Origin of the sequence: Streptomyces sp. NPDC002476, from assembly GCF_042889785.1 — a bacterium.
GTDB lineage: Bacteria > Actinomycetota > Actinomycetes > Streptomycetales > Streptomycetaceae > Streptomyces.
In genome coordinates this window covers 16,138-40,756 of record NZ_JBIARH010000039.1, presented here as the reverse complement: position 1 = coordinate 40,756, position 24,619 = coordinate 16,138, and the positions used below count along the sequence as shown (strand labels likewise).

At 70.3% G+C, this 24,619-nt stretch carries 24 protein-coding genes; 19 read left to right on the top strand and 5 right to left on the bottom strand.

From position 1 onward, the window contains the following. Window positions 1–41 precede the first annotated feature (41 nt). From ACFYXM_RS30585 to ACFYXM_RS30560, 6 genes are all read left to right on the top strand, one after another. Entirely contained in the window at window positions 42–560 is a 519-nt protein-coding gene (locus ACFYXM_RS30585) for a hydrogenase maturation protease (RefSeq protein WP_389294221.1), read from the top strand. Between the two features lie 208 nt (window positions 561–768). Continuing rightward, on the top strand, window positions 769–1,938 hold the full coding sequence (locus ACFYXM_RS30580) for a 4Fe-4S dicluster domain-containing protein (RefSeq protein WP_389294220.1): 1,170 nt from the start codon (window positions 769–771) through the stop codon (window positions 1,936–1,938). A gap of 5 nt (window positions 1,939–1,943) precedes the next feature. Continuing rightward, complete coding sequence (locus ACFYXM_RS30575) at window positions 1,944–2,417, top strand: cyclic nucleotide-binding domain-containing protein (protein ID WP_389294259.1); 474 nt, start codon at window positions 1,944–1,946, stop codon at window positions 2,415–2,417. Continuing rightward, complete coding sequence (locus ACFYXM_RS30570; RefSeq protein WP_389294218.1) at window positions 2,408–3,214, top strand: FAD/NAD(P)-binding protein; 807 nt, start codon at window positions 2,408–2,410, stop codon at window positions 3,212–3,214. The genes ACFYXM_RS30575 and ACFYXM_RS30570 overlap by 10 nt, the downstream gene beginning before the upstream one ends. A 1-nt stretch (window position 3,215) precedes the next feature. Further along, window positions 3,216–4,010, top strand: coding sequence for an oxidoreductase (locus tag ACFYXM_RS30565; protein WP_351633489.1), 795 nt, complete (start codon window positions 3,216–3,218; stop codon window positions 4,008–4,010). After that, complete coding sequence (locus ACFYXM_RS30560) at window positions 4,007–5,389, top strand: Ni/Fe hydrogenase subunit alpha (RefSeq protein WP_389294216.1); 1,383 nt, start codon at window positions 4,007–4,009, stop codon at window positions 5,387–5,389. The genes ACFYXM_RS30565 and ACFYXM_RS30560 overlap by 4 nt, the downstream gene beginning before the upstream one ends. 153 nt (window positions 5,390–5,542) lie before the next feature. Here ACFYXM_RS30560 and ppsA read toward each other — a convergent pair whose 3' ends face one another. From ppsA to ACFYXM_RS30545, 3 genes are all read right to left on the bottom strand, one after another. Continuing rightward, complete coding sequence (ppsA, locus tag ACFYXM_RS30555) at window positions 5,543–8,020, bottom strand: phosphoenolpyruvate synthase (protein ID WP_389294215.1); 2,478 nt, start codon at window positions 8,018–8,020, stop codon at window positions 5,543–5,545. Window positions 8,021–8,279: 259 nt separating this feature from the next. Next, window positions 8,280–9,788, bottom strand: coding sequence for an ATP-binding protein (locus ACFYXM_RS30550; protein ID WP_389294213.1), 1,509 nt, complete (start codon window positions 9,786–9,788; stop codon window positions 8,280–8,282). Between the two features lie 709 nt (window positions 9,789–10,497). Further along, window positions 10,498–11,373 carry a universal stress protein gene (locus ACFYXM_RS30545; protein WP_389294211.1) on the bottom strand — a complete coding sequence of 292 codons (876 nt, stop codon included), beginning with the start codon at window positions 11,371–11,373 and terminating at the stop codon, window positions 10,498–10,500. A gap of 358 nt (window positions 11,374–11,731) precedes the next feature. Here ACFYXM_RS30545 and ACFYXM_RS30540 point away from each other — a divergent pair, with 358 nt between their 5' ends. Continuing rightward, window positions 11,732–12,430, top strand: a complete 699-nt coding sequence (locus ACFYXM_RS30540) for a CBS domain-containing protein (RefSeq protein ID WP_389294209.1) — start codon at window positions 11,732–11,734, stop codon at window positions 12,428–12,430. A gap of 39 nt (window positions 12,431–12,469) precedes the next feature. Further along, window positions 12,470–12,658, top strand: coding sequence for a hypothetical protein (locus ACFYXM_RS30535; protein WP_389294208.1), 189 nt, complete (start codon window positions 12,470–12,472; stop codon window positions 12,656–12,658). An 88-nt stretch (window positions 12,659–12,746) separates the two neighbouring features. Here the strand turns inward: ACFYXM_RS30535 and ACFYXM_RS30530 are convergent, their stop codons facing one another. Next, a complete protein-coding gene (locus ACFYXM_RS30530; protein ID WP_389294206.1) occupies window positions 12,747–13,025 on the bottom strand; it encodes a hypothetical protein in 279 nt (92 codons plus the stop codon). Window positions 13,026–13,405: 380 nt separating this feature from the next. Here ACFYXM_RS30530 and ACFYXM_RS30525 point away from each other — a divergent pair, with 380 nt between their 5' ends. The 10 genes from ACFYXM_RS30525 (at window position 13,406) to ACFYXM_RS30480 (ending at window position 21,657) form a co-directional block, all read left to right on the top strand. Then, window positions 13,406–13,897 carry a hypothetical protein gene (locus ACFYXM_RS30525; protein WP_351633470.1) on the top strand — a complete coding sequence of 164 codons (492 nt, stop codon included), beginning with the start codon at window positions 13,406–13,408 and terminating at the stop codon, window positions 13,895–13,897. A gap of 116 nt (window positions 13,898–14,013) precedes the next feature. After that, window positions 14,014–14,796, top strand: a complete 783-nt coding sequence (locus ACFYXM_RS30520) for a hypothetical protein (RefSeq protein WP_389294204.1) — start codon at window positions 14,014–14,016, stop codon at window positions 14,794–14,796. Next, window positions 14,783–16,189, top strand: a complete 1,407-nt coding sequence (locus ACFYXM_RS30515) for a V-type ATPase 116kDa subunit family protein (RefSeq protein WP_389294203.1) — start codon at window positions 14,783–14,785, stop codon at window positions 16,187–16,189. Before ACFYXM_RS30520 ends, ACFYXM_RS30515 begins: the two co-directional genes overlap by 14 nt. Then, a complete protein-coding gene (locus ACFYXM_RS30510; RefSeq protein ID WP_351633462.1) occupies window positions 16,186–16,605 on the top strand; it encodes an ATP synthase subunit C in 420 nt (139 codons plus the stop codon). Before ACFYXM_RS30515 ends, ACFYXM_RS30510 begins: the two co-directional genes overlap by 4 nt. Before the next feature lie 11 nt (window positions 16,606–16,616). Continuing rightward, the gene (locus tag ACFYXM_RS30505; RefSeq protein WP_389294201.1) at window positions 16,617–16,829 is read left to right on the top strand and encodes a V-type ATP synthase subunit F; all 213 of its coding nucleotides are present in this window, start codon (window positions 16,617–16,619) and stop codon (window positions 16,827–16,829) included. Next, entirely contained in the window at window positions 16,826–17,350 is a 525-nt protein-coding gene (locus ACFYXM_RS30500) for a hypothetical protein (protein WP_389294199.1), read from the top strand. The genes ACFYXM_RS30505 and ACFYXM_RS30500 overlap by 4 nt, the downstream gene beginning before the upstream one ends. After that, on the top strand, window positions 17,347–19,080 hold the full coding sequence (locus ACFYXM_RS30495; protein WP_389294197.1) for a V-type ATP synthase subunit A: 1,734 nt from the start codon (window positions 17,347–17,349) through the stop codon (window positions 19,078–19,080). The genes ACFYXM_RS30500 and ACFYXM_RS30495 overlap by 4 nt, the downstream gene beginning before the upstream one ends. Further along, window positions 19,077–20,456, top strand: a complete 1,380-nt coding sequence (locus ACFYXM_RS30490) for a V-type ATP synthase subunit B (RefSeq protein ID WP_389294196.1) — start codon at window positions 19,077–19,079, stop codon at window positions 20,454–20,456. The genes ACFYXM_RS30495 and ACFYXM_RS30490 overlap by 4 nt, the downstream gene beginning before the upstream one ends. Next, entirely contained in the window at window positions 20,453–21,088 is a 636-nt protein-coding gene (locus ACFYXM_RS30485) for a V-type ATP synthase subunit D (protein WP_351633447.1), read from the top strand. Before ACFYXM_RS30490 ends, ACFYXM_RS30485 begins: the two co-directional genes overlap by 4 nt. A 287-nt stretch (window positions 21,089–21,375) precedes the next feature. Next, the gene (locus ACFYXM_RS30480; protein WP_351633444.1) at window positions 21,376–21,657 is read left to right on the top strand and encodes a dsRBD fold-containing protein; all 282 of its coding nucleotides are present in this window, start codon (window positions 21,376–21,378) and stop codon (window positions 21,655–21,657) included. A 287-nt stretch (window positions 21,658–21,944) separates the two neighbouring features. On the opposite strand, the gene ACFYXM_RS30475 is transcribed toward ACFYXM_RS30480, so the two are convergent. After that, window positions 21,945–23,366 (bottom strand): wax ester/triacylglycerol synthase family O-acyltransferase, encoded by a 1,422-nt coding sequence (locus ACFYXM_RS30475; protein WP_389294194.1) that lies wholly within the window; start codon window positions 23,364–23,366, stop codon window positions 21,945–21,947. A gap of 924 nt (window positions 23,367–24,290) precedes the next feature. Here ACFYXM_RS30475 and ACFYXM_RS30470 point away from each other — a divergent pair. Then, window positions 24,291–24,476: a CBS domain-containing protein gene (locus tag ACFYXM_RS30470; RefSeq protein ID WP_389294257.1), complete on the top strand. Its 186-nt coding sequence runs from the start codon at window positions 24,291–24,293 to the stop codon at window positions 24,474–24,476. The last annotated feature ends 143 nt before the right edge of the window (window positions 24,477–24,619 follow it).

Here is a 24,619-nt window from a genome sequence, read left to right as displayed (position 1 = left end):
GGCCGCGGAGGCGAGGGCCGCCGAGGGAAAGGAGGACATCGATGAAGCCGCTCACCCGTACGGCGGTCATCGGGATCGGGAACGAGTTCCGCCGCGACGACGGGGTGGGGTGGGCCGTGGTCGCGCTGCTGGGAGAGCAGAGCACGAGGCTGCCGTTGCCCGTGGACACCGTCCTCGCACAGTCCGACGGCGAACCGGGCCGGTTGATCGCGCTGTGGGAGAACGCCGGTCTCGCGGTCGTCGTCGACGCCTGCTTTCCCCCTTCGGCACGTCCCGGGCGGACGCACCGATGGTGCGACGACCCGACCGGTGTTCTGCGTGCCGCCGCCGGACGGCACAGCACCCACGGACTCGGCCTCGCCGAAGCCCTGCGGCTCGGTGAGAGCCTCGGGAGCCTCCCGGACCGTCTCGTCCTGTACGCGGTGGAGGGAGCGGACCACTCACCGGGCCTCGGACTGACCCCGGAGGTGGCGCACGCGGTACCCCGTCTGGCCAGGCGGATCACGGTCGACATCGAGGAGCGCGGCAGACCGCCGTCGCGCGGCCACCGCGCCGACTGAGCGGCGCACCGGCCGTTCGGGCGTGGGAGCACACCGGCAGGCCGGACACGCCGTCCAGGTCCGGGCACGGATCACAGCCGCCTGACACTCTGTCGTGGACAGCCACACCCCGTGCGGCGAAGTGATCGGGTCATGGTGGGCCCCGTCCCTTCGGCGAGCGGCACGGTGACGCGAGGGCGCGGAGACGACGGAGACGAGGGACAGGCGGATGAACGACCTCGAAGACGACCGAGCGGACTCCGGCGACCGGGCGGAGGCGGTGCTCGACCCTGGCGGACTCGACGCGCTCGTGCGTGCCCTCAAGCGGCGCGGGCGCACCGTGATCGGCCCGACCGTGCGCGACGGGGCGATCGTCCTGGACGAACTGGATTCCGCGGACGAGCTGCCCCACGGCTGGGGGGTCGAACTGGAGGCGGGGCAGTACCGGATCCGCCGCCGTCCGGACGGGGCGGCCTTCGCGCACAGCGCGGGGCCGCAGTCGTGGAAGACGTATCTGCACCCCGAACGCGCCCGGCAGTGGACCGTGGACCGCGATGCCGCGAACGGACCGGTCGTGCGCGCCGAGGAACCGAGGAGCGTCTCCTATGCGTTCCTCGGTGTACGGCCGTGCGATCTGCGGGCCATCCGAATTCTGGACCGGGTCATGGGCGGTGGCCGCTACCGGGACCCCGACTACCTGTCCCGGCGGACGGGCGCCTTCCTGGTCGCGGTCGAGTGCACCGAGCCGGGAGCCACCTGCTTCTGCGTGTCCATGGGAGCGGGACCGGGCGTGGACGCCGGGTACGATCTCGCGCTCACCGAGCTCGTGGACGCGTCCGGCCACCGCTTCCTGTGCCGGAGCGGGAGTGAGGAGGGCGCCGCCGTGCTCGCGGAACTCCCCCGCCGGAGCGCCGACGAGTCCGTGCGGACGGCCGCGGCCGGGGTCGTGCGTGAGGCCGCCGAGCACATGGGCCGGTCCATGCCCCCGGTGGATCTGCGTTCCCTGATGCGGGACAGCCTTGAGGCGGAACGCTGGGACGACGTGACTTCCCGGTGCCTGAGCTGCGGCAACTGCACCATGGTCTGTCCCACCTGCTTCTGCACCACCACCGAGGACGTCACCGACCTCACCGGTGACCACGCCGAGCGGTGGCGCCGCTGGGACTCCTGCTACGACCTGGACTTCTCCTTCCTGCACGGTGGACCGGTGCGGGCCACGCCGCGCAGCCGGTACCGCCAGTGGCTCACGCACAAGCTGGGGACCTGGCACGACCAGTTCGACAGCTCCGGCTGTGTCGGCTGCGGTCGCTGCATCGTCTGGTGTCCCACCGGCATCGACCTCACCGAGGAGGCCGGTGCCCTGCATCGGGAGGCGTCGCGGAAGGAGGCCGCGCCGTGATCCGGATGGCCGACGGCTTCCCCGGCTCGGGCATGCTCGCGACTCTGCCCGCAGAGCACCGCGGGCCGATGATGGAACTCGCCCGCGACGCCGCGTTCCCCGGCGCCACGCGGATCTTCGAGGAGGGCGGCAGGGCCGACCGCTTCTGGATCATCCGTTCCGGCACGGTCGCGCTCGACATCCAGGTGCCCGGTCGCGGACGCGCGGTCGTCGAGACCATCGGCGCGGGCGATCTGCTCGGCTGGTCATGGCTGTGCCCGCCCCGGCAGTGGCACCTCGGTGCCGAGGCCAGGGACCCCGTTCTGGCCTGGGAGTTCGACGCGCCCGCGGTGCGCGCCCTGTGCGCCGAACGCCCGGCGCTGGGCCTGGCGCTGGTCACCCTCGTCGCCGAGACCATCGGCGACCGGCTGCGCGCCACCCGCACCCGGCTGCTCGACCTGTACGGACCGCACGAGTGCGGACCGGCGCCATGTCCCTGATCCCCCGTCCCTACCGGGTGGTGGATCGACGGGAGGAGACCCACGACACGGTCACACTCGTGCTGGATCCCGCCGGGGAGCCGCTGGAACGCTTCGCACCGGGCCAGTTCGCGATGCTGTACGCGTTCGGCGTCGGCGAGATTCCCGTGTCCCTGTCCAGAGCCCCGGGCGGGCACCGGCTCATGCACACGGTACGCGCCGTCGGAGCCGTCTCGCGCGCCTTGTGCGGGCTCACAACCGGCGCGTTCGTCGGAGTGCGCGGCCCCTTCGGCACGCCCTGGGACATCGCGGCCGCCCGCGGCCGCGACCTGCTCGCCATCGGCGGCGGTATCGGCCTGGCACCCCTGCGGCCCCTGGTCGACACGGTCCTGGCCCAGCCGCACCGGTACGGACGGCTGAACGTCCTCGCCGGTGCCCGGACCCCCGACGATCTTCTGTACCAGGACGAGTTCCCCGCCTGGGGAAGGCCGTTGAGCGCCACCACCGTCGACCGGCCTTCCGGCGACTGGGGCGGCAGGGTCGGAGTCGTCACGACGCTCCTTCGTGAGGCCCGGTTCCGGCCGGCGAGGACCATCGCCTTCCTCTGCGGCCCAGAGGTCATGATCCGCGCGACCGCCCGCGCACTGATCCACCGCGGCGTGCGCCCGGGCCATGTACAGGTCTCTCTCGAACGCACCATGCGCTGTGCCACCGGCCACTGCGGACACTGCCAGCTCGGGCCCCTGCTGCTCTGCCGGGACGGCCCGGTCGTCGGCTACGACCTGGCCGAACCCCTGCTCAGCGTGAGGGAACTGTGAGATGAGCGCTTCCACCGCCACATCCCGACCGCCGTCCCGCCCCCGGCTCGGCGTGTTCAAGTTCGCCTCGTGCGACGGCTGCCAGCTCACCCTCCTCGACTGCGAGGACGAACTGCTCGGCCTCGGGGACGAGTGGGAGATCGCCCACTTCCTGGAGGCATCCAGCGCGGTCGCCGCCGGCCCGTACGACCTGTCCCTCGTCGAGGGATCGGTCAGCACGCCCGAACACCTGGAACGCGTGCGGCGCGTCCGCGCCGAATCCCGGTACCTCGTCACCATCGGCGCCTGCGCCACCGCAGGCGGTGTGCAGGCACTGCGTAACTACGCCGGAATCGAGGAGTACCTGGCGACCGTCTACGCCCGCCCCGACTACATCGAGAGCCTCGCCACCTCCACGCCCATCGCCGCACACGTGCCCGTCGACTTCGAGCTGCGGGGCTGCCCCATCGACCGCGGCCAGCTCCTGGAGGTCATCACGGCCTTCCTTGCCGGCCGGAAACCCGGAATCCCGAACCACTCCGTCTGCTTCTCCTGCAAGCGGCGGGGCAATGTCTGCGTCACCGTCGCCCATGGGGTGCCCTGCCTCGGGCCCGTCACGCACGCGGGCTGCGGAGCCCTGTGCCCGACCTACGGACGCGGCTGCTACGGCTGCTTCGGACCGGCCGACACCACGAACCTCCCCGCGCTCCTCCCGCTGATGCACCGAGACGGCATGGACGACACGGACATCGCCAGGTACCTGCACACCTTCAACGTGACCGCCTTCACTGCCGTGGAGGAGGAAGGACCCGGATGAACCAGCCCTCGGACCGCTCCCGGGTCCTGCGCGTCCCCGCACTCACGCGTGTCGAGGGGGAGACCGCGCTGCGCCTGCGGATCCATGACGGGACCGTCACCGAGGCCCGGCTCGGCATCTACGAGGCCCCCCGGTTCTTCGAAGCCCTTCTCCGGGGCCGAGCCCACACCGAACCCCCCGACCTCACCTCCCGCATCTGCGGTATCTGCCCGGTCGCGTACCAGCTGAGCGCCTGCCGGGCCGTCGAGGACGCGTGCGGTGTCGGCGTCGACGGCCCGCTCGCCTCCCTGAGACGTCTGCTGTACTGCGGAGAATGGATCGAGAGCCAGACACTGCACATTTACCTGCTGCACGCTCCCGACTTCCTCGGCCACGACGACGTGATCGGCATGTCCCGCTCCCACCCGGCCCACGTCAGACGCGGACTGCGGCTCAAGCAGACCGGCAACGCCGTCATCGAGCTGCTCGGGGGACGCGCCGTCCACCCCATCGGCGTGCGCCTCGGCGGCTTCCACCGCGCCCCCACCCGCACCGAACTCCGCCCCCTGGCGGAGCGACTGCGCCTGGCTCTCGACGATGCCTGGGAGACCGTCCACTGGGTGGCCGGTTTCGACTTCCCCGAGACCGAGTGCGAGGCCGACCTGCTCGCCCTGGCCGAGCCGGGCACCTACGCCATCGAGTCCGGTGTGCCCACCGTCGTCCCGTACGACGCCACACGCCCGTCATGGAGCTTCCCCCTCCGGACCTTCTCCGACCACGTCACGGAAGCGCAGGTGCCCCATTCCACCGCTCTCCACTCCCGTCTCGACGGACGACGGCACCTCACCGGCGCCCTCGCCCGCTACGCCGTGAGCGGACACCTGCTCTCCCCGACCGCGCTGGAAGCGGCAGCGGCGGCCGGACTGGACAATCCCCCGCTGTGCGCGGTCACCGACGGTGCCAGGCCGGGCACGGTCTGCAGGAACCCCTTCCGGAGCATCCTGGTCCGCGCCGTGGAGGTCTTCTACGCCGTGGAGGAGGCGCTCCGCATCATCGCGGAGTACGAACGGCCGACGCCTCCGTACGTGCCCGTGCCTGCCCGGCGCGGCATCGGTCACGGCGCCACCGAGGCACCCCGGGGGCTGCTCTACCACCGCTACGTACTCGACGATGAGGGACGCGTCACCGACGCCTCCATCGTTCCGCCGACCGCTCAGAACCAGGGGGCCATCGAGGAGGACCTGCGCCGGAACGTCCAGGCCGCACTCGATCGCGGACAGGAGTCCGAGGCCGAACTCGTCCGACTGTGCGAACGCGTCATCCGTAACCACGACCCTTGCATCTCGTGTTCGGCCCACTTCCTGGACCTGGAGATCGAGCAGACTCCGGAAGGCTCCTGACCGGAGCCGCCACGCGGACCCACGCAAGGCGTCCGGGCACGGAGGTCAACGCACTGATCGCCCGCAGCACGGAGACCGCCCCTGGAACACCTGATGAGTTCCTGGCGGGACACACCGAACTCCCGACGGCGCCCTCCTCGTCGCCGGTGACGCTCACCGGCGTTCCGCTGCCCGTCCGTGTCCGGGGACCGTTCCGCGGTCCGGCGTCCCGTCGGCGGTCGCGGGGCCCGGTGGGACGGTCGTCCCTTCGTCGTCGTTCGTGTGCGATTCAGCGGCGTACACGTGCTGCTTGACCGCGGCGAAGCTGTCCGGTGCCACCGAGATGGAATCGATGCCGGTCCGCACCAGGAACTCGGTGAACGAGGGGTCGTCGCTGGGGCGCTGGCCGCACAGGCCGACCGGCCGTCCGGCGGAGTGGGCGCGGGCGATGAGTGACCGGACGCTGCGCGCGACTGCGGGGGCGGTCTCGTCGAAGACATGGGCGAGCAGTTCGGAGTCGCGGTCGACGCCCAGGGTGAGCTGGGTGAGATCGTTGCTCCCGATCGAGAAGCCGTCGAACCGCTCGGCGAAGTCCTCGGCCAGGATGATGTTGGAGGGAATCTCCGCCATCACGTACACCTTCAGACCGTGCTCGCCCCTGCGCAGTCCCTGTTCCGCCATGCCGTCGAGAACGCGGTCGGCCTCTTCGGTGGTCCGGCAGAAGGGGATCATCACGATCACGTTCGTCAGCCCCATCTCGTCCCGCACCCGGCGCAGCGCCCGGCACTCCAGCGCGAAGCCCTCGCGGTAACCGTCGCTGTAGTAGCGGCTCGCGCCGCGCCAGCCGATCATGGGATTCGCCTCGGCCGGTTCGAAGGGCCGGCCGCCTAGCAGGCGCGCGTATTCGTTGGTCTTGAAGTCGCTGGTGCGCACGACCACCGGTTCGGGCCAGCGGGACGCCGCGATGCGTGCCACGCCGAAGGCCAGTCTGTCGACGAAGTACTGGCCGCGGTCCGGGTATCCCTCGGTGAGCTGCTCGACGGCGCGACGGTCGTGCCGGTCCAGTCGCTCGGGGTGAAGCAGTGCCATGGGGTGGATCTTGACCTGATGGGCGACGATGAACTCCAGGCGTGCGAGCCCGACGCCGTCGGCGGGCAGGCGCCACCAGCGGAAGGAGGCGGACGGGTCGGCCAGATTGAGCATCACGCGCGTCCGGGTGGCGGGAAGCCCGGAGAGGTCGGTCTCCTCTTCCTCGTAGGGCAGCAGCCCCGCGTAGACGTGGCCGCGGGCGCCCTCGGCGCACGACACCGTCGCATCGACGCCGTCGTGCAGGACCTCGGTGGCCCGCCCCGTGCCGACGACCGCCGGGACGCCCAGTTCGCGGCTGACGATGGCGGCGTGCGAGGTCCGGCCGCCGTGGTCGGTGACGACCGCAGCGGCACGCTTCATGAGCGGTTCCCAGTCCGGGTCGGTGATGCCGGTGACGAGCACCCCGCCGGTCGGGAACCGGTCGAGTTCCACGGGCGAGTCGAGGACGACTGCCGGACCCTCGCCAATGGCCTCGCCGACCGCGATGCCATCGACGAGGCTCCGTCCGGGAGTGGCGGTGAGACGGCAACGGCGGAGCGTCGTCGCACGGCGCCGGGACTGCACGGTCTCGGGACGTGCCTGGACCAGCGCCAGTTCACCGGTCACGCCGTCCTTGGCCCATTCCAGGTCCATGGGGTACCCGTAGTGCTCCTCGACGGCCGCCGCCCATGCGGCGAGCAGGCGGACCTCTGCGTCCGAGAGGACCCTGCGGGCGCGTTCGGCCGTGGTGGTGTCGACGGTCCTGGTGAGTTCGTGTTCGCCGTAAACGGCCTTCCGCCGCTTCGCTCCGATCCGGATGTCGATCACGGGGTCGAGCGCCGGATCTTTCAGACTCGGTTTGAAGACCGTGTACTCGTCGGGGTCGGTCCGGCCGCTGACGACCGTCTCTCCCAGTCCCCAGGCCGCGCTGACCACGACGACCCCGGGAAAGCCACTCTCCGGGTCGAGGGTGAAGATCACGCCGGCCCCCGCGAGGTCCGAACGGACCATGACCTGAACGCCGATGGAGAGCGCGACCGTGAGGTGGTCGAAGCCCATGCGTTCCCGGTAGTCGATCGCCCTGTCGGTGAAGAGGGAGGCGTAGCACCGGTGGCAGCACTCCAGCAGCCGGGCCGCTCCGCGCACGTTCAGGTAGGTCTCCTGCTGCCCGGCGAAACTCGCCTCGGGGAGGTCCTCGGCGGTGGCGCTGCTGCGCACGGCGACATCGGGGTCCTCGCGGCTCTGCTCGTGCGCGAGCCGTTCGTAGGCGGCGACGACTTCGGTGCGCAGTCCGTTCGGCAGAGGCTCCGCCATGATCATCGAGCGGACGGCCGCTCCCACCTCGTCCAGCGCCGCCCCGCCGTGCAGGCGTGCGATCTGTTCCTCGATGCGTGCCCGCAGGCCGTGTCCGGCCAGCAGTTCCCGGTACGCGTCGGCGGTCGTTGCGAACCCGGGCGGTACCCGCACTCCGGCGGACGTCAGATGCGCGGTCATCTCCCCCAGTGAGGCGTTCTTCCCACCGACGAGGGGGACGTCTTCGCGGCGGATCTCTCCGAACGGCAGGATGCGTGGCGTGGTGGGCATGCTGTCCTCCGCTGTGCGCACGGGATGGGCGGGTTCAGTAGGGCATCGGGCGGCCGGAAGGGGTACGCAGGTCCTGCGGGAAGGGCTTGCGGGGTTTCGGTGGTCTGATCCGGATCCGTACGGACCACATCGCTCTCTCCTCTTCTGGGGGGCCTCTCCAGGTCTCTCCGGAAAACGCGGGCTCTCGTTGTGCCGAGTGGTCCCTGCGCAAAGGGGCCGAACCGTTTCCTGCCCTGGATCGCCGGGGCTGGAATCGCTGTCAGGCGCCCTGGTAGAGACGCTCAAGATCGACGAGCATGACCTCACCGCGTGCTTGGGCGGAGTGCAGTTCCGGGCTGAATCCGCAGGCGCCGTAGAGCGTCAGACGGACGGGGCCGACTCTGTCTCGGGGATCGAGACGGTCCAGGATGTTGCGCAGGTGCCGCAGATGGTGCGTGTCCATGCCGGTGTGCCGGCGGGTGAGTCCCAACGACACCAGCGGGTCGCTCAAGAGGCCGTCCGTTCGCCGGACCACGACTTCGGCGTCGAGTCCGGCCTTCGCCGAGGGGTCGCTGAGGCAGCCGTGCGATGCCGTGACGCGTTCGGTCCCCAGGCCCCAGTCGGCGAAGGAGACCGCCCAGTCCCGGCAGACCTGGGCGAATCCGGGTCCGGCGACCAGCGTGTCGAAGTCAGGGCGTGCCTCCTCCCACACGGTCCGGGCGTCGCTCTGTTCCAGAGCGGCCCTGCGAGGGCGTGCCACGGCGTGTTCGAAGGAGAGGAGCGGGTCGGCGATGTGGTGGCGTGTGATTCCCGGCTGCAGTCCGTCCGGCTGGGACCGGAGCAGACTGCGGTCGCGGAGCTCGGCCAGGGCACGTGAGGTGTCGGTGAGTTGCTGTCCCAGGAAGCCGGCTATTTCTCCGTGGGTCGTGCGGCCTGTGGCCAGCGCGGCGAGCACGGAGTGGAAGACACCGCGGTTCCACGGTCCGGTCTCCTCGTCGAGCAGATGGCGGGCCTCGTGGTACAGGGGCATGCGTGGGTTCAGGACGGTGCGGCATACCCAGGCGTCGAAGTCGTCCCGGTCGGCCGGGACGTCGTTGTTCACGTAGTCGTGCCGGTAGGCGGGGGTGCCCCCGACCACCGTGTAGACGAGGAGGGCCAGATCGGGGTCGTCGAGGCCCCACAGGCGCGCCGCTCCCCGGAAGTCCACGGGTTGCACGTCGAGTATCAGCCCGGTGCGGGCACGCAGAGGTGAGGACGAGGCGAACAGCCGGGTCATCACGGGGGCGGTCTCGCCTCCGAGTAGCAGCCGCGCGCGGTTTTCCGGAGGCGGCCGGTCGAGGTGCCGAAGGGCCCCGTGGATGATGGATGGCAGGGCCGGGCTCGCCGCGACAAGGTCGGGGAACGAGTCGATGACGACGGGCATGGGGCGCTCGTCCCCCAGCGCCAGCAGCGTGTCGAGGCACTCCTTCCAGCCGCGCCAGCGAACGGGCCGCGCGAGCCGTCGGTAGCGCGCGTATTCTCCCCCCGCCCTGCGCAGGGCTTCGGCCTCGGTGGCTTGCTGACCGCAGAAATAGAATCCGCCCGTCGCCTGTGCCAGCGATTCCAACAGGAGCGTCTTGCCCTGGCGGTGACGTCCCATGACGACGCCCAGATCCGTCCCCGGGTGGGGGTGGCCGGCGAAGGATGTCAGGGCCGCCCATTCGCTTTCCCTGTCGAAGAGGCGGTCGGGTTTGGCCGGGCATCCAGGGGCCACGACCGCGGTCGTGCGCTGTCCGTGTAGGGCATTCACACCGGGCACCTCCGGAAGTCGCTGAGGGCGTATCCATTGTCGGACGGGCGGGCGGCGGGCGCCCGCCGTACCGGTCGTCCCGTCGCGGGGGCCGCCCCGGACCCATCGCATGTCCGGGCCCGGGGCGGAGGGGCTATGCGGAGCCGTACGGCCCGGTGCCGGGCCGGCCGATTCGTACCGGCCGGCCATCCGCGCCACCCTGAAATTGTCGGCACCGGAAGACGTCGGCACGCCGCACCGCGTGAGATGCCTGCATGCCGCGCCGCGTCGTGGCGAATCGTCCAGGGCGCGGATTCCCAGCCGCGCGCATCGAGGCGGGCGGCACCCGAGCATGAGGTCTTCTGGCGGGCGGAGACCGATGGTGTGCCCGCCGGACTCGAAGCCGTCCAGGCACGCGATGAGGGGCACGTTCAGATCGGCCGGAAGGAGGTTGCGGCCGCTGGCTCCGTCGTGCAGCCGCCTGAGGTCGTCGAAGCCTTTGACGAGCCGTGCAGCGCGGCACGCCGAGGAGCTCGCCGGGTCCAACAGTGTCGCGCGTGAGCTGGGATGGGTCCGACGGGGCACCCGGCCTCGGTCGGCGTCGGCCGAAGTATCGCCGCTGAACGCGGGCGAAAGGGCTCACCAAGCAGACACAGCCCGCCACGGCAGAAACCGTGCCTCCCGATCAGGCGTCAGAACCGTGTGAGTGAGGCGGGGAAGTCTCGTACGGTCAAGTCGCCAGAGGTATGACAGCCACTGGACAATCGGATTGGTGCAGCAGGGTACGTGCGACCCGGCCGAGGTGGGGGCCGAGATGACTACGGCGACGATGTGCCCCGATGATGATCAGATCCGCAGCGGCCGAGCGCTGGACCAGCGTTTTCGCGGCCGTTCCCTCGATCGCTGCCGAGTGCAGCCGGACCGTCGGGTGCTCACGCACGGAGTCGGCCACCGCGAGGTCGATCAGGGTCGCTGCGCGTTCCTTGCAGTAGAGGTGCGGCTCGCTGGCAGTACGAGGATGATCGGCGCGATTGCGCGGCGGGCAGTGCCAGGCATGGACGGCGTCCAGGACACAGTCCCTTGCTCCGGCCTCACGGAAAGCGAACCGGACCGCCGCCGATCCTCCTTCTGCTTCCTTCACACCGGTGAGGATCCGCCCGTGCATACTTTCGATGCCGGCCTTGTCCCCACGCACAACGATGACGGGGCAAGGGTGCGACGCAGCCACGGCGAGGCTGACGGAGCCGAGGAGGAGTCCGGTGACTCCGCCGTGGCCTCGTTCGCCGACGATCAGTGCCCCGGCATTGTGCCCCTCACGCAGGAGGGCGGTCACCGCGTCCCCGGGCAGCACCTCGGCCGTGATGCTAACGTCCGGATTCCGGCGGCGGGCGCGCTCGGCGGCAGTATCGACGATGTTGTCGGCGAGCGCCTGCTCCGAACGGCGACCGGGGCCGAGCGCCTGGGCGGCGTCCCCACGGTGCTCCTCCTCGGACACGTACACCACTCGCAGCGGCAGCCCATGCAGGGCCGCCTCGTCGACGGCCCAGTCGACCGCCCTCAGGCTGGTCTGCGATCCGTCCACACCTGAGACCAGGGGCAGTCTCATCGTCGCCACCGCCTTCCGCTGGACCGATAGGAAGCACCTGTCCTCACAGTTTCACTGGAGCGGGCCGAATGCGAGGGCCGGTTCGGCCCGGGTGCGGATCGTTCGGCCCCCGTCCCCGCACCACAATGGGTCCCGGCACCCAGCAGTGAGCGGGCGTCTTTGTCCACGGGAGCGGACTCCCCGGTGTGCGCTGTCGAGAGAATCCTGCCGTGTCCGAGCACCCAAGCCGGTCCGACTGGTCCCGGCACAGGCCCATTCGGCCCTCCTCATTCCGGTACAGCCAGTGAATCGTGGTTTCTGAACGAGTCGCCCGCATCGCTTCCGTGCGGGTCCCCGTGAGAGAGCAGGAGGTGCCTCCATGAGGCACATCACAGTGGGAGACCTGATGACCGAAGAAGTCGTCTCAGTCGTCTCGGTCACCCCTTTCAAGGAGGTCGCGAAACTGCTCGCTCAGCACGACATCAGCGGACTTCCCGTGCTCGACGACGAAGACCGGGTCATCGGCGTCGTCTCCGAGAGCGACCTGCTGAGTCGGCAGGCGACGGGACATCCGGTGACGGGCGATGCTCCTGACGCCGACACCCGGACCATGGTCTCGTCCGGCACCGAAATCACCGCTGCCGAAGTCATGTCGACGCCGGCCGTGACCGTCCACGCGGAGAAGACCGCACCGGACGCCGCCCGTCTGATGACCCGCCGTGCCGTGGACAGGCTCCCGGTCGTGGACGACGAGGAACGGCTCGTCGGCATCGTCACACGCCGGGATTTGCTGCGTCTCTTCCTGCGACCCGACGCGGAGATACGACGACGCCTCGTCGAGGACGTGCTCGAAGACACCATGGGGATCGGATCCGCCGCGGTCACCATCCATGTGGTGGACGGCGTCGTCACCCTGGAAGGCCAGCTGGCGAGCCGGAGCCAGATCCTGATCCTGACACGCCTTGCCGAACAACTCGACGGAGTGGTCGGGGTCGTGAACCATGTAAGCACACGTGTGGATGGCCCCGTGCCCGATTCCCCGCCGCGTACCGCGCACGGACCGTCCGCAGAGCCGTGACGCCGCACTGGCGGCGTCACCGCCACCACGAACGCCGGAATGCCTCCTTCAGGATTCCTGAGCGAGGACAAGGACTCGACCATGAACCACCGCGGCATCCGCAAGCAGCCTGGGCCCGACGCCGCCTTCATGCGCCAGGACTATGACCGGATCCGCACCAAATTCGCCTGGGACAAGGTTCGGTCGCAGTCGGCCGGGCTGCCTGGTGGTGGGCTGAACATGGGATAGGAGCCGTGGACCGTCAGGTGGCCTCAGGCATCAGCAGGCGGGAGGCGTTGCGCTGCATCGCAGCGGACGACACGGTCACTCGTATCAGTTATGGCGAGCTCGCCGGCCTCACGGGGCGCTTCGCCAATGCACTCACGTCCCTGGGGGTGGCCCGGCAGGAAATGGTGTTCACGCTCCTGGGCCGTTGCCCTGAGCGCAGCACCTGGAGCAGGTCGAGCCCTCGGGCCACCGACATGCCGGTCTCCAGCAGCAGGGCCGCTTCGGCAGGGCCACGCTCCACGACATCGAGGCGCCCCAGGAGATCGTCCGGCAACGTACTGAGCCGATGGCGCTCCTTGCTGCAGCGGTCGGTTCCGTTGTCGCTCACGGTGCCCCGTCGTGACTCCCGCGGATCCCGGGCGGGCCACACACCTCCACGGCAATGGGCGCACGCCGAGCGGCACCGCGTGGACTGCAATCGGCTCAGCCCATACAGTCGGGCGTTTCCTCCAGACCGGTGACCACAGTCCGCAGGCAGTCGGGATCGGTCATCCCGTCACGGTCCACCAGCCGGCCTTCGACGAGATCGCTCGGTGGCAAGGCGGATCTCCAGGTCAGTCACGGGAGGAGCTTTCGGTGATCAGTCCGGCAGCCACTGGATGAGCCGCGAAGAGGCATGCCTCGGTGCGGGCCGATCGGCCCAGTCCAGGGCGACAGCGGCCCCGCAGCCATGGAGACTGAAGAGGGGACGCGGCTTGAGGAGCTTTCGTGACGGCGTTCCGGGACTTCCTGATGCGGTTCCGTCCGGCCGGTTCGCCGGGCCCGGCGGCCACAATGGGTGTGCCCGCAGATCGTTCAGCGGACCTCGCGGCCGAACTGGACCCAGTGCTCTCGTGCCTGGGACAGGCGGAGACCGAGGCACAACAGATCCGCGAAGCGGCCGCTCAGCTGGCGGAACAGAACCGACGGGCCGCTGCCGACAAAGCCGCGGAGATCGTGGGGCTGGCCCGGACCCGCGCACGTGAGGTGCGGATGGAGAGCGCCGCGAATACCTACGGCCTGGCCAAGACCGAGGCAGCGGAGTGTCTTGCGGAGTCGGAGCGCAAAGCTGTCCTGCTGAAGCGCCGAGCGCAGCACCGCATGGCTTCCCTCGTTGAGCACGCGCTGGCGGACATCGGACAGATCAGCGCCTCGGCGGTGCACGCAGGGGAACACGCCGAGGGGAGGTCTCGGTGGGAGCGCAATGGGTCGCGGGGGTGACCCGGGCCAGAGCCATGGCGTCGCACCGTCCGGGAATCCGCGCGGCCCGTGAAGTGGCGGCCGCAGCCACGCTCGATGATGCCCTCGGACAGCTGGCAGCTACGCCGTACCGGCGCATGCTCGACACAGAGGCCGGGCTGGCGGCCGCACAGCGGTCCGTAGCAGCGACCCTGCTGTGGCATCTGCGGGTGGTCGCGGGTTGGCTGCCGCGTCAAGGGGCAGGCACGGTCCGCCTACTGGCGGCGGGCTTCGAGATCTCCAACGTGGAGGAGCACCTGCGGGTGCTGTCAGGCGCGGCCGTCGACAGGCCGTGCCCGTACAGGCTCGGCGGGTTGGCGACGGCCTGGCCTCGGTTGGCCGAAAGCCGGTCCCCGGCCGAACTCCGGGCCGCGCTGGCCTCCTGCGCATGGGGGGATCCGGGGGACGACTCGGCGGCTGCGGTGGGCATCGGCATGCGGGTCTCTGCCACCACCCGCACAGCGGGGGCCGTGCCGGAGGCAGTGTCCTGGGCAGCAGGACGTCTTGCCCTGCTGGTCGCCCGTGAGCTGTTCGTTCACGGGCGTCGGCTGACGGAACCGTCCGGTCGGCGCGCTGCCCGGGTCCTCGGCCCCGGAGTCCTTCGCGCCGCCTCCTTCGTCGACTTCCGTCGGCAGCTGCCGGGCACGGCGCGCTGGGCGGTGGACGGCATCGACGAGTCGGCCGACCTCTGGCGAGCCGAGGCGCGCTGGTGGAATCGGGTCGAAAAGGAAGGCTCCGCGCTGCTGCGCGGCTCGCGCCTGGACGCCGCCCCGGTCGTCGGTGCTGTCGCATTGCTCTCGACGGACGCCTGGCGGGTACGGGCGGCGCTGGAGTCGGCCGCACGGGGCGACGCGCTGGAGGCATTCGATGCGCTGGGCTGAGGCCATGACACCGGTCCGCATGCAGCGGGTGGCGATCGTCGCGCCGCGTGAGGCACTCCGGGAGACGCTGGTGCGGCTCGCGGACGCCGGGTGCGTCGAGATCGACCGGACCGAAGGCTCCGGGCAGGGCGAGCGTGGACCGGCAGCGCGTCGGCTGAAGCTCCTGCGCACCGAGCCGCCGAGAGCGATGCTCTCCGCCGATCCTCCCGACCTCGACGCCCTCGAACACGAGGGCCACGCGAGTTTGCTGGCGGGCGAGGCACAGCTTGAGGAGCGTTCCGCCAGCGCTGTGCGGCGCGGAAGCGTGGTGGCGCTGGCCGGCTGGTGCCCAGCCGACGAGGTACCAGCGACGGCCGGGCGGCTGGCCGAACTCGGCGGCGCGCTCGTGGCGTTGAAAGCGCCGCAGGGTGTCGACCCGCCGACCCTGTTGCGCAGCACCGGACCGGTGCACCGTTCGTTCACTTCGCTGGTGCGCACCTACGGGACAGTGCCGTACGTCGATGTCGACCCGACGTGGCCCTCCGGGATCGCGTACGTGGTGATGTTCGGCATGATGTTCGGCGACGCGGGGCACGGCGCACTGCTGCTCCTGATGGCGCTCCTGCTGCGGACCGGCCGCCCCCGCAGGCTGGGACGGCTCCGTGCGATGTGGCCCTTCTTCGCAGGGGCTGGGGGCACAAGCATTGCGTTCGGCTTCGCCTACGGCGAGTTCTTGGGTCCGACGAAGGTCCTCCCCGTACTGTGGCTGGCCCCTCTGGACCACCCCGAACGGCTGCTTGTGGCCGCTGGCGGAGTCGGCGTAGTGCTGCTCGCGTGGGCATATGGCGCGGGCATCGTCAATCGCTGGCGGGAGGGCGGCCCGGCGCGGGCTTTGTATGCGGTCTCCGGCATCGCGGGTTCAGCCCTGTTCGTCGGCTTCGTCGGCCTCGCCGCAGGTGGGTATCTGCACCACACATACCTGACCCTCACGGGAGCCGGGATCGCGGCCAGCGGTCTCATGCTGGCCGCCTCGGGACTGTTCACCACTTCGGGGGGCGGTGTCGCCGGGGTGATGCAGACCGCGGTTCAGCTCTTCGACTCGGTGGTACGGATCTTCTCGAACACCGTCTCCTTCGCACGGCTGGCCGCCTTCGGGCTGACGCACGCAGCGCTCGGCGCTGTCGTGTGGAGGGGAACGACCACACTTGCGCACATGGGTCCGGGCGGGCTGATAGCAGCGGCTGCGGTCTTCACCATCGGCAATACCCTGGCGTTCTCACTGGAGGCGCTGGTCGCCGGGGTACAGGCCCTGCGGCTGGAGTTCTACGAGCTTTTCTCCCGGGTCTTCGAAACCTGGGGCCGTCCCTTCCACCCTTGGCATGTACCCACGCAACACACGGAGGTGGCACCGTGATCGCCTGGCTCATCGCCCTTCCCTCCCTCGCGGTCATCTGTGCTGTCACCCGCCAGTTGGCACGTCGGCACGGACGAGCCGCCCTCCGGTTGATCATCGCGGCTGACGTCCTGCTGTTCGGCGGCGCGCTCGCTGTGCTGATCGTCGCGCTCAGCGGCGGCGCGGCGCGGGCGGCATCCAGCACGGCCGCTGCCGGGTCCGGTGCCGGGTCCGCCGCTCTGATCGGCGCCGCGATCGCGGTGGCAGGGGCCTCGATCGGCGCGTCGATCGCCGTCGCCTACACCGGGGCTGCGGCACTGGCCGCCATGAGCGAGCGTCCCGAGCTGTTCGGCAGGGCGATGGTCATCGTCGGACTCGCCGAAGGAATCGCCATCTACGGGCTGGTCGTCGCGGTCCTGTTGCTGGGGAAGGCCTGATCATGGGACGGGTGGTGGCCATCGGAGCACAGGCACGGGTGGCCGGGCTGTCGCTGGCGGGGGTGGGCGTCCTCGTCGCAGAAGACCCCGAGGCGGTACGCCGGGCCTGGCAGAGCGTGTCGGACGAGGTCACGCTGGTGATCGTCACCCCGGCAGCAGCCGAGGTGCTCAGCCAGACGCAGTTGCAGGGCACGCGGCCCCTGGTCGCGGTGATGCCGGAATGACGACACCGGGCGCTGACCGGACAGACACCCTCACGACGGTACGGGCCGAATTGCTGCGCTCGGCCCGGGCCGACGCCGAAGCACTGATCGTCCAGGCTGCATGCGATGCCGAGGCGGTGCTCGAACGCGCCAGGAACGAGGCCGAGGAGATCGTGGAACAGGCCCGTCGCGAGGGTGCGGCAGAGGGCACTGCCGCCGGAGCGTCGGAGCTGCTGCGGGCCCGCCGCACTGCCAGGGCCCGCGAGCAGGCCGCCCGCCTGGAAGCTTACGAGGAGCTCCGGCGCCAGGTGACGGAACGCTTCCGGGCCCTGCGGTACACGGCGGACTACCCCGGCCTGCGCGACAGGTTGGAACGGCGGGCGCGGCAGCTCCTCGGTCCCGACGCCACCGTTACGGAACAGCCCGGTGGCGGGGTGGCCGCCCACGCTGCCGGCCGTCGGGCCGACTTCACTTTGGACGCCCTGGCCGGCCGCGCACTCGACCGCCTGGGCGCGGACACGGAAGCCTTGTGGGCGCCATGACCGGCTCGCCCCGAGCCGGTCCCGCGATCCTGCGGGTCACGGGACCGCTGGTCGAGCTGGAGTACACCGGAGACACCGCTATGAACGACCTGGTCTCCCTCGGACAGGCCGGACTGCCCGGCGAGGTGGTGGCGATCACTGACACGGTGGTGACCGTCCAGGCGTACGAGTACACCGGTGGCCTGGCACCCGGAGACCGCGCCCGCCCCCGGGGCAGCCCGCTGTCGGCCCGGCTGGGCCCCGGTCTGCTCGGCGGGATCTTCGATGGCCTCCTCCGCCCGCTGTCCGGCTCTGGCGACTGGCTGCTGCCCGGAAGCGGGGGGAGCGAGGACGAGGCGCGTGCCTGGGGATTCACCCCTGCCGTGGAGGTCGGCGATCGGGTGACAGGGGGGCAAACACTCGGCGAGGTCCGGGAGGCGGGCCCTGTGCAGACGCAGATCCTGGCACCGCCCGGCTGCACCGGCCCGGTGGAGGAGATCGTCCCGGAAGGGGACTACACCCAGGACTCGCTGCTGGCTGTCGTCGGCGGCGCCGAGGTCCGGATGACCGCCGACTGGCCGATCCGCCGGCCGCGCCCCGTGCGTGAACGCCTTGACGCCCGCCAGCCGCTGCACACCGGTCAGCGTGCGATCGACCTGCTCTTCCCTGTCGCCCGGGGCAGCACGGTAGCCGTCCCCGGCGGATTCGGGACCGGCAAGACCCTGCTGCTCCAGCAGATCGCCAAGTGGTGCGAAGCCGATGTCATCGTCTATGTCGGCTGCGGCGAGCGCGGCAACGAGATGGCCGATGTCATCGCCGAACTTTCCGATCTCGCGGACCCGCGCACCGGAGGCCGGCTGGTCGAGCGCACGGTGGTCATCGCCAACACCTCCAACATGCCGATGATGGCCCGGGAGGCCAGCATCTACACCGGTGCGACGGTCGCCGAGTACTTCCGGGACATGGGGCGCGACGTAGTGGTCATCGCCGACTCCACGTCGCGGTGGGCCGAAGCGCTGCGCGAATTCGCCTCCCGCACTGGCGCACTGCCGGCCGAGGAGGGCTATCCAGCGGGTCTCGCCTCGGCGATCGCCGCGTTCTACGAGCGCGCCGGTGCGGTGACCACCCTCGGGGGTGACCGGGGCTCGGTCACCGTGATCGGTGCGGTCTCCCCACCCGGGGCGGACATGGCCGAGCCGGTGACCGCCCACACCGAGCGCTTCGTACGCTGCCTGTGGACGCTCGACCGCGAGCTCGCCTATGCCCGCCGCTACCCGGCCATCTCCTGGGCGGGCTCCTTCTCGCGCGACGCCGACGCCCTCGCGGCCGGGCACGCGGAGGCCGGCGACCCAGCGTGGCCGGGCAGGCAGGCAGAGATCAGCTCCCTGCTGGCGGAGGCCGACCGGCTCACCGATCTCGTCGACCTGGTCGGCATCACCGCACTCCCCAGCCAGGAACGTGTCAGCGTGCTCGGTGGCCGACTGGTGCGCGAAGGGGTCCTCCAACAGAGTGCCCTGTCCGGCCGGGACGCCTACTGCGGTCCGGAGAAGACCGCTGCGCTGGCCGAAGCGGTCCTCACGGTTATCGCGCAATGCCGGGAGCTGGCCGAGGCCGGTGTGCCGGCAGGCTCCATCGAGGAGGCGGACTTCGGCCCCCTGCTGCGCGCCCGCGAGGAAGTCGGCCCGCACGATACTGCGGGCGTGGCCCTCCGGCGGGACTCCGTGCTCGCCGCACTGCGGGAGCTGATGTGACCGCCTGGGGCGAGGTCGAATACACGGCCATCCGTGAGCTGCGCGGCCCGCTCGCCGTCGTGGACGGGGTGAGCGGAGTCGGCTGGGACGAGTTCGTCCTGGTCACCCTGGAGTCCGGCGAGCAACGGCACGGCCTCGTGCTGGAAGTGGACCGCGAGGTCGCTGTGGTGCAGGTCCTGGAAGACACCGCCGGCATGGATCCCGCATGTGTGCGCATGGCCTTCGCCGGAGGGCCGCTTCGCATCCCTGTCGGCCCCGGCTGGCTGGGCCGCGTCTGCAATGGCCGCGGCGAGCCGGTCGACGGCGGTCCCCCGGTCTTCGGGCCAACCACCGCGGCCGTCGGTGGCACCCCGATCAACCCGGTGCGCCGACAGCCACCCGGAGAGCCCGTACTCACCGGTGTCGCCGCCATCGACGGGCTCACCACACTGGTACGCGGGCAGAAGCTGCCGGTCTTCTCCGTCGCGGGTCTGCCCCATCTGGAGCTGGCCGTCCAGATCGCCGCTCAGTCCACCACTGCTGGCGAGCCGTTCTGCGTGGTCTTTGCCGGTATGGGGCTCACGCATGCCGATGCCTCCTTCGTCCGGGACGCCCTGGAAGGACGCTCCGCCGCCCACGAGCTGGTGCTGCTGCTCAACACAGCTGACGAACCGGTCATCGAGCGGATCCTCACCCCGCGTCTGGCACTCACCATCGCCGAGAACCTCGCGTTCGACGGTGGCAGGCACGTCCTCGTGGTGATGACCGACATGACCAGCTATGCGGAGGCGTTGCGCGAGGTGTCCGCGGCGCGCGGCGAGATCCCGGCGCGTCGCGCCTACCCCGGCTACCTCTACAGCGACCTCGCCTCCCTCTACGAGCGCTGCGGGCGGATCCAGGACCGGCCGGGCTCCGTCACGGTCCTGCCCGTGCTGACCATGCCCGCGGGCGACATCACCCACCCGGTTCCCGATCTGACCGGGTACATCACCGAAGGCCAGGTCGTCCTCTCCCGCGAGACCCACGCCCAGGGCGTGTACCCTCCCGTGGACGCGCTTTCCTCGCTCTCCCGGCTGATGCGCAAGGGCGCCGGGCCCGGCCGCACCCGCGACGACCACCTCGATGTCGCGGCGCAACTGCTGGCCTCGCTCGCCCGCGCCCGCCAGGTCCGCGAGCTCTCCGATCTGGTCGGGGAGACGTCCCTGAGCCCGGCCGACCGCCGGTACCTGGAGTTCGACCGGGCCTTCCTGCGCCGCTTCGTGGATCAGCGACCCGACGAGCTGCGCACCCTGGACCAGACCCTGGACCACGCCTGGCAGGTGCTCCTCACCTTGCCCCGCAGCCAGCTCGCCATGCTGCCAACCGCCCTGCTCGACGCGCACGGGGCAGAGCCGTGAGCACCCTTCACGTCCCGCCCGGACGTGCCGGACGCCTCCGTCTTCGGCACAGCCTGGACGTCGCCGAGCGCGGCGCGGACCTCCTCGAACAGAAGCTCCGCATCCTGCGCGCCGAGCACCAGCGTCTGCAACAGGCCCAGGAAGCCGCCGCGCATGTCTGGCACGAGCGGGTGAAGGAGGCCGAAACCTGGCTGGTACGCGGTGTTCTGCTGAGCGGGGAGGGGGCCCTGGAGGCGGCGGCGCAAGCGCTGGACCGAACCGATGCAACGGCCCGCTGGACCAGCTCGATGGGCGCCCGATACCCGGCGAACGTCTCCTGCACCATGCCCACGCGCCCGCCTGCCGCTGCCGCACCGGCCAACACCGCCTTGGTGCACGCGGAGGCCGCGTACCGAGAGGTGGTCCGGGCGGCCGCCGAGCACGCCGTTGCCGCAGCCGCCGCCCGCATCATCGGCGCGGAGGTGCTGAGCACCCGCCAACGGGTTCGCGCCCTGCAACGCCACTGGATCCCGAATCTGCGCGAAAGACTCGCCCAAACCGAGCTCGCCCTGGAAGAGAGCGAACATGAGGATGCTGTCCGACGGCGCTGGGCCTCTGGCGTGCGTCGGGAAGAAGGACCGCCCTCCCGATGAAACGCCGACCACCGCGGATACGAAACTCAGTGTGCGCCACCGGCCTCCGGGCTTGCGCCCACAGGATGCAGTACCGGCGCCGACAGGCCGCAAGACGTACCGGGCGGACCCGTCCGGCACACCTTGCGGTTCCAATAGGCCCAAGCCGGGGACGCCCCGCACAGCACAGTCTGGAGTCCTGAGCAGGTCGAGGAGACGGTTGCCGCTTCGCCGGCGGGGAGAGGCACGGTGCCGCCGAGTGGCACGCCTTCCAGTCAGCCTGCAGCATTCAGCGGAAGGACCCGACCATGCCCCGGCACACCAGCACCGAGAAATCACGCACCAAGCAGTGGAGCGTGCGTCTGGACCTCTTCGAGGAAGGTGACCTCACCAAGGCTCATGCCGTACTCGACACCGATGACACCACGCTTCAGAGCCGCACCTCCGCACAACGCAACCCTCACGACGTACCCGTCCCCGAGATAGGCGACGAGTACGCTGCCGGCCGGGCCCTGATCGACCTCGGCAATCAGCTGCTCCGCGCCGGAAGCAAGGACGCCGCGCGGAGCGACCTCGCCGCCCCCGAGTGAGGAAGAGCACGATTGGGAGCCGCCCGCGAAGCGGGCGGGCGGCCTCCTGCCAGGCGTCGCGGTCGTCGCGGAGCCACCGTCCGTACTCCAGGACGACGTCGTCGCCGACCGGCGCTGGTCCCCCTGGGGCCCGCACAACGGTCGCACCGAGATCGTGGTGCAGGCTTGGCCGCGCCACGAGCAGAACCGTGCGGTACGGCGTGACAACCGCCGCGCCCGGTCGCGGTGACCGGAAGCGCGAGGAGCTGCCGTAGGACCGGACCCGGACCCCAAGGCCCCCGGGCACCTCACCCGACCAGCGACCTCAACTCCTCCAACGCGTCGTGCAGGTAGTCGGCGATGTGCCAGACATCAGGAACCATCGCACGGTCGACCACGATCCCCATCCCGAGCTCACCGTTGTAGGAGAACCCAGTGATATTCAGGCCGCCGCCGGCATCGTTGATCAGGGACACCGGGTACTGAACGAGGACCGCTCGGCCGCACACGTACAGCGGGACCTGCGGGCCGGGGACGTTCGAGACGGTCAGATTCACCGCCGGGCGCCCCCGGGCCAGCAGGCCGAAGAGCGCGCGATCAGCCAGACCGGTCAACGCGCAAGGCACGCTCTCGCAGAGCCCCTCCAGCCACTGGGCCGGCGCCAGATCGAAGCGTTCCTTGATCTTCTGCATCGCCTCGTGGATGGCCTGTAGCCGCTCACGCGGGTCGGCGATCTGGGTCTCCAGTGAGGTGAGCATCACGGTGACCCGATTACCGGTCTCCTCTGCGCCCTTCTTGCGCAGCGCGAACGGAACGCAGGCCACCAGCGGCTCATCGGGCAGGGCGTCGTGGCCGATCAGCCAACGTCGTACGGCCGTTGCGGCGAGATCCACGATCACGTCGTTGACCGTCACGCCGAAAGCGTTCTTGATGCCTTTCACCTCGTCCAGCGGAAGATCCGAGAAAGCGAAGCGCCGGTGTCGGGAGATCGGTCCGTTGAAGGGCGTCCACGGCACGGCCAGGCTCGGCAGCTCCGGCACCCTCTCAAGCCCAGCGAGGCGCCGGGTCACGGACCGGACCGCCCTCGACACCGGGACCGCCCCCGGCAGCTGGGAGACCAGTGGAATCTCGTCGAGATACGGCACTGTCTCAACGACAGACCGCGTCAGGCGCGCGGGAAGGGCGACCATCCCAGCGACGGACCTCGCCAGGATCTCAGCCCTGGGCGGGACGCGATCAGGCTGCGCACACGGGCCGGATTGCTGGCGCGGCGGGCTCGGCTCCCGGTCCATGAAAGCGTTCAGCAGCACCGCCCCGCCCACGCCGTCGACCGTCGCGTGATGCGCCTTGACGTACACCGCTGCACGCCTGCCGCGCAGCCCGCTGATCACGTACACCTCCCACAGCGGATAGCGGCGGTCCAGGCGCTGCTCGTGCAGCCAAGCAACCAGCTCAGCCAACTGTTGGTCGTTGCCGGGTCGCGGCAGGGCCAGCTCGCGTACGTGGTAGCCAAGGTCAACGGCCTCGTCCTCCACCCAGTACGGACGGTCCAGGCCCAACGGCACCGTCATCAGTCTCTGCCGCAGCATCGGGGTGACCGCGCAGCGCTCCTTTGCCAGTTCGATCAAGTCGCCCCGGGAGAGCTGCCCGTCGGCGATCGACAAGCCTCCGATGTTGGCGACATTGATGTCGCTCTCGTAACCGAGGAACTGCGTATCGAGCGCGCTCAATTGCCGCAAGACCCCTCCTTGCCCCCACCGACTGGCCTCCCGCCGTGCTGGGACGATCGCAGCCGAGACCGCTCAGCCCTTGATCTCGATAGCGGGGCTCGGTGGTCTACGCCTCGAGGATGGTTACTGTCGGCCTCATCGTGGGACGCGCTGGCCTCTCCGGCTCCGGCTTCCGTACGGCGGCGGCACTCGGAATTGCAGGTCACATCCGCGCCGCACTGCGGCATTCGGGTCGCCTCCATCCTGACCTGACCCCAACCGCCCCGCAATCCGGGTCCCGGCCCAGCACGTCTGCGCCCGCCCTGGCCGGTATCCAAGAAGACAACTGCCCCACCTGGTCGACCTACGAAGGCAGGACGTACCTGGGAACGGCCGAGCACCTGCGGTCACCGTCCGGGGGTCCTTGCCCTGGGCGAGCGGTCTGCGGGGAGGACGACCGCCTCCACGGGATCATCACCGACCGTGACATCGTGGTGAAATGTCGGGAGGGCTCCGATGCCCAGCTCTTTCATCGTGCGCGCCGCGTCGGCCAAGCGTCTCGTTCTCCCGGATGCAGGTCGCGCCCGATGTGCATGATCTCCCGTGCAGTGGTCATGGCCTTCTCCCTAGAGCGTCGAGGGATCCGGCACCGAGAGAGCTCTGAGTCCGGCCCACCCTCGGTCGCACGTTTATGGTTCATTCTGGGCGCTTCCTATGTCGTATGCACGCCGAGCGAGCGTCAAGCATCAGGGCGTGATCGCGTGGCCAGGACGGCGGGCTTGCTCATCAATCCGCGAGTCGGCGTGTGCCCGTCGGCGGACCGAAGGGCACCGCTCGCGGGGGTGAACAGCGGGCGCCCGCTGTGGCGCGTGCAGAGCAGCCACGAAGCCCAGCAGGCCTCGGTGACGCGGTCCGCGCGCTGACAGGCTCGAACAGGGCAAGCCGATCACGGTTGACGCAGACGCAGACACCGAAGGGGTCCTTCGGACCATGGAGGAGCACAGGATCCGGCGGCTGCCAGTCATCGAGAACCACCGCCTCGTAGGGATGATCAGTGAGGCGGATCTCGCACGCCACCTGCCGGATGAACAGGTGGGCCACTTCGTCGAGGTTGTCTGCGCAGCCTCCTGATTCGCCGACATCACGAATGCCGATCACGTCTCAGACACCCGGTGGGGTCCTTTGGGGCGCATTCGGCAAGCAAACACGCGGTAGGCCACGATCTGTTCTGGCGGCTGGGGGCTCAGGAATTGGCGGATCTGGCGGTGTGGTCG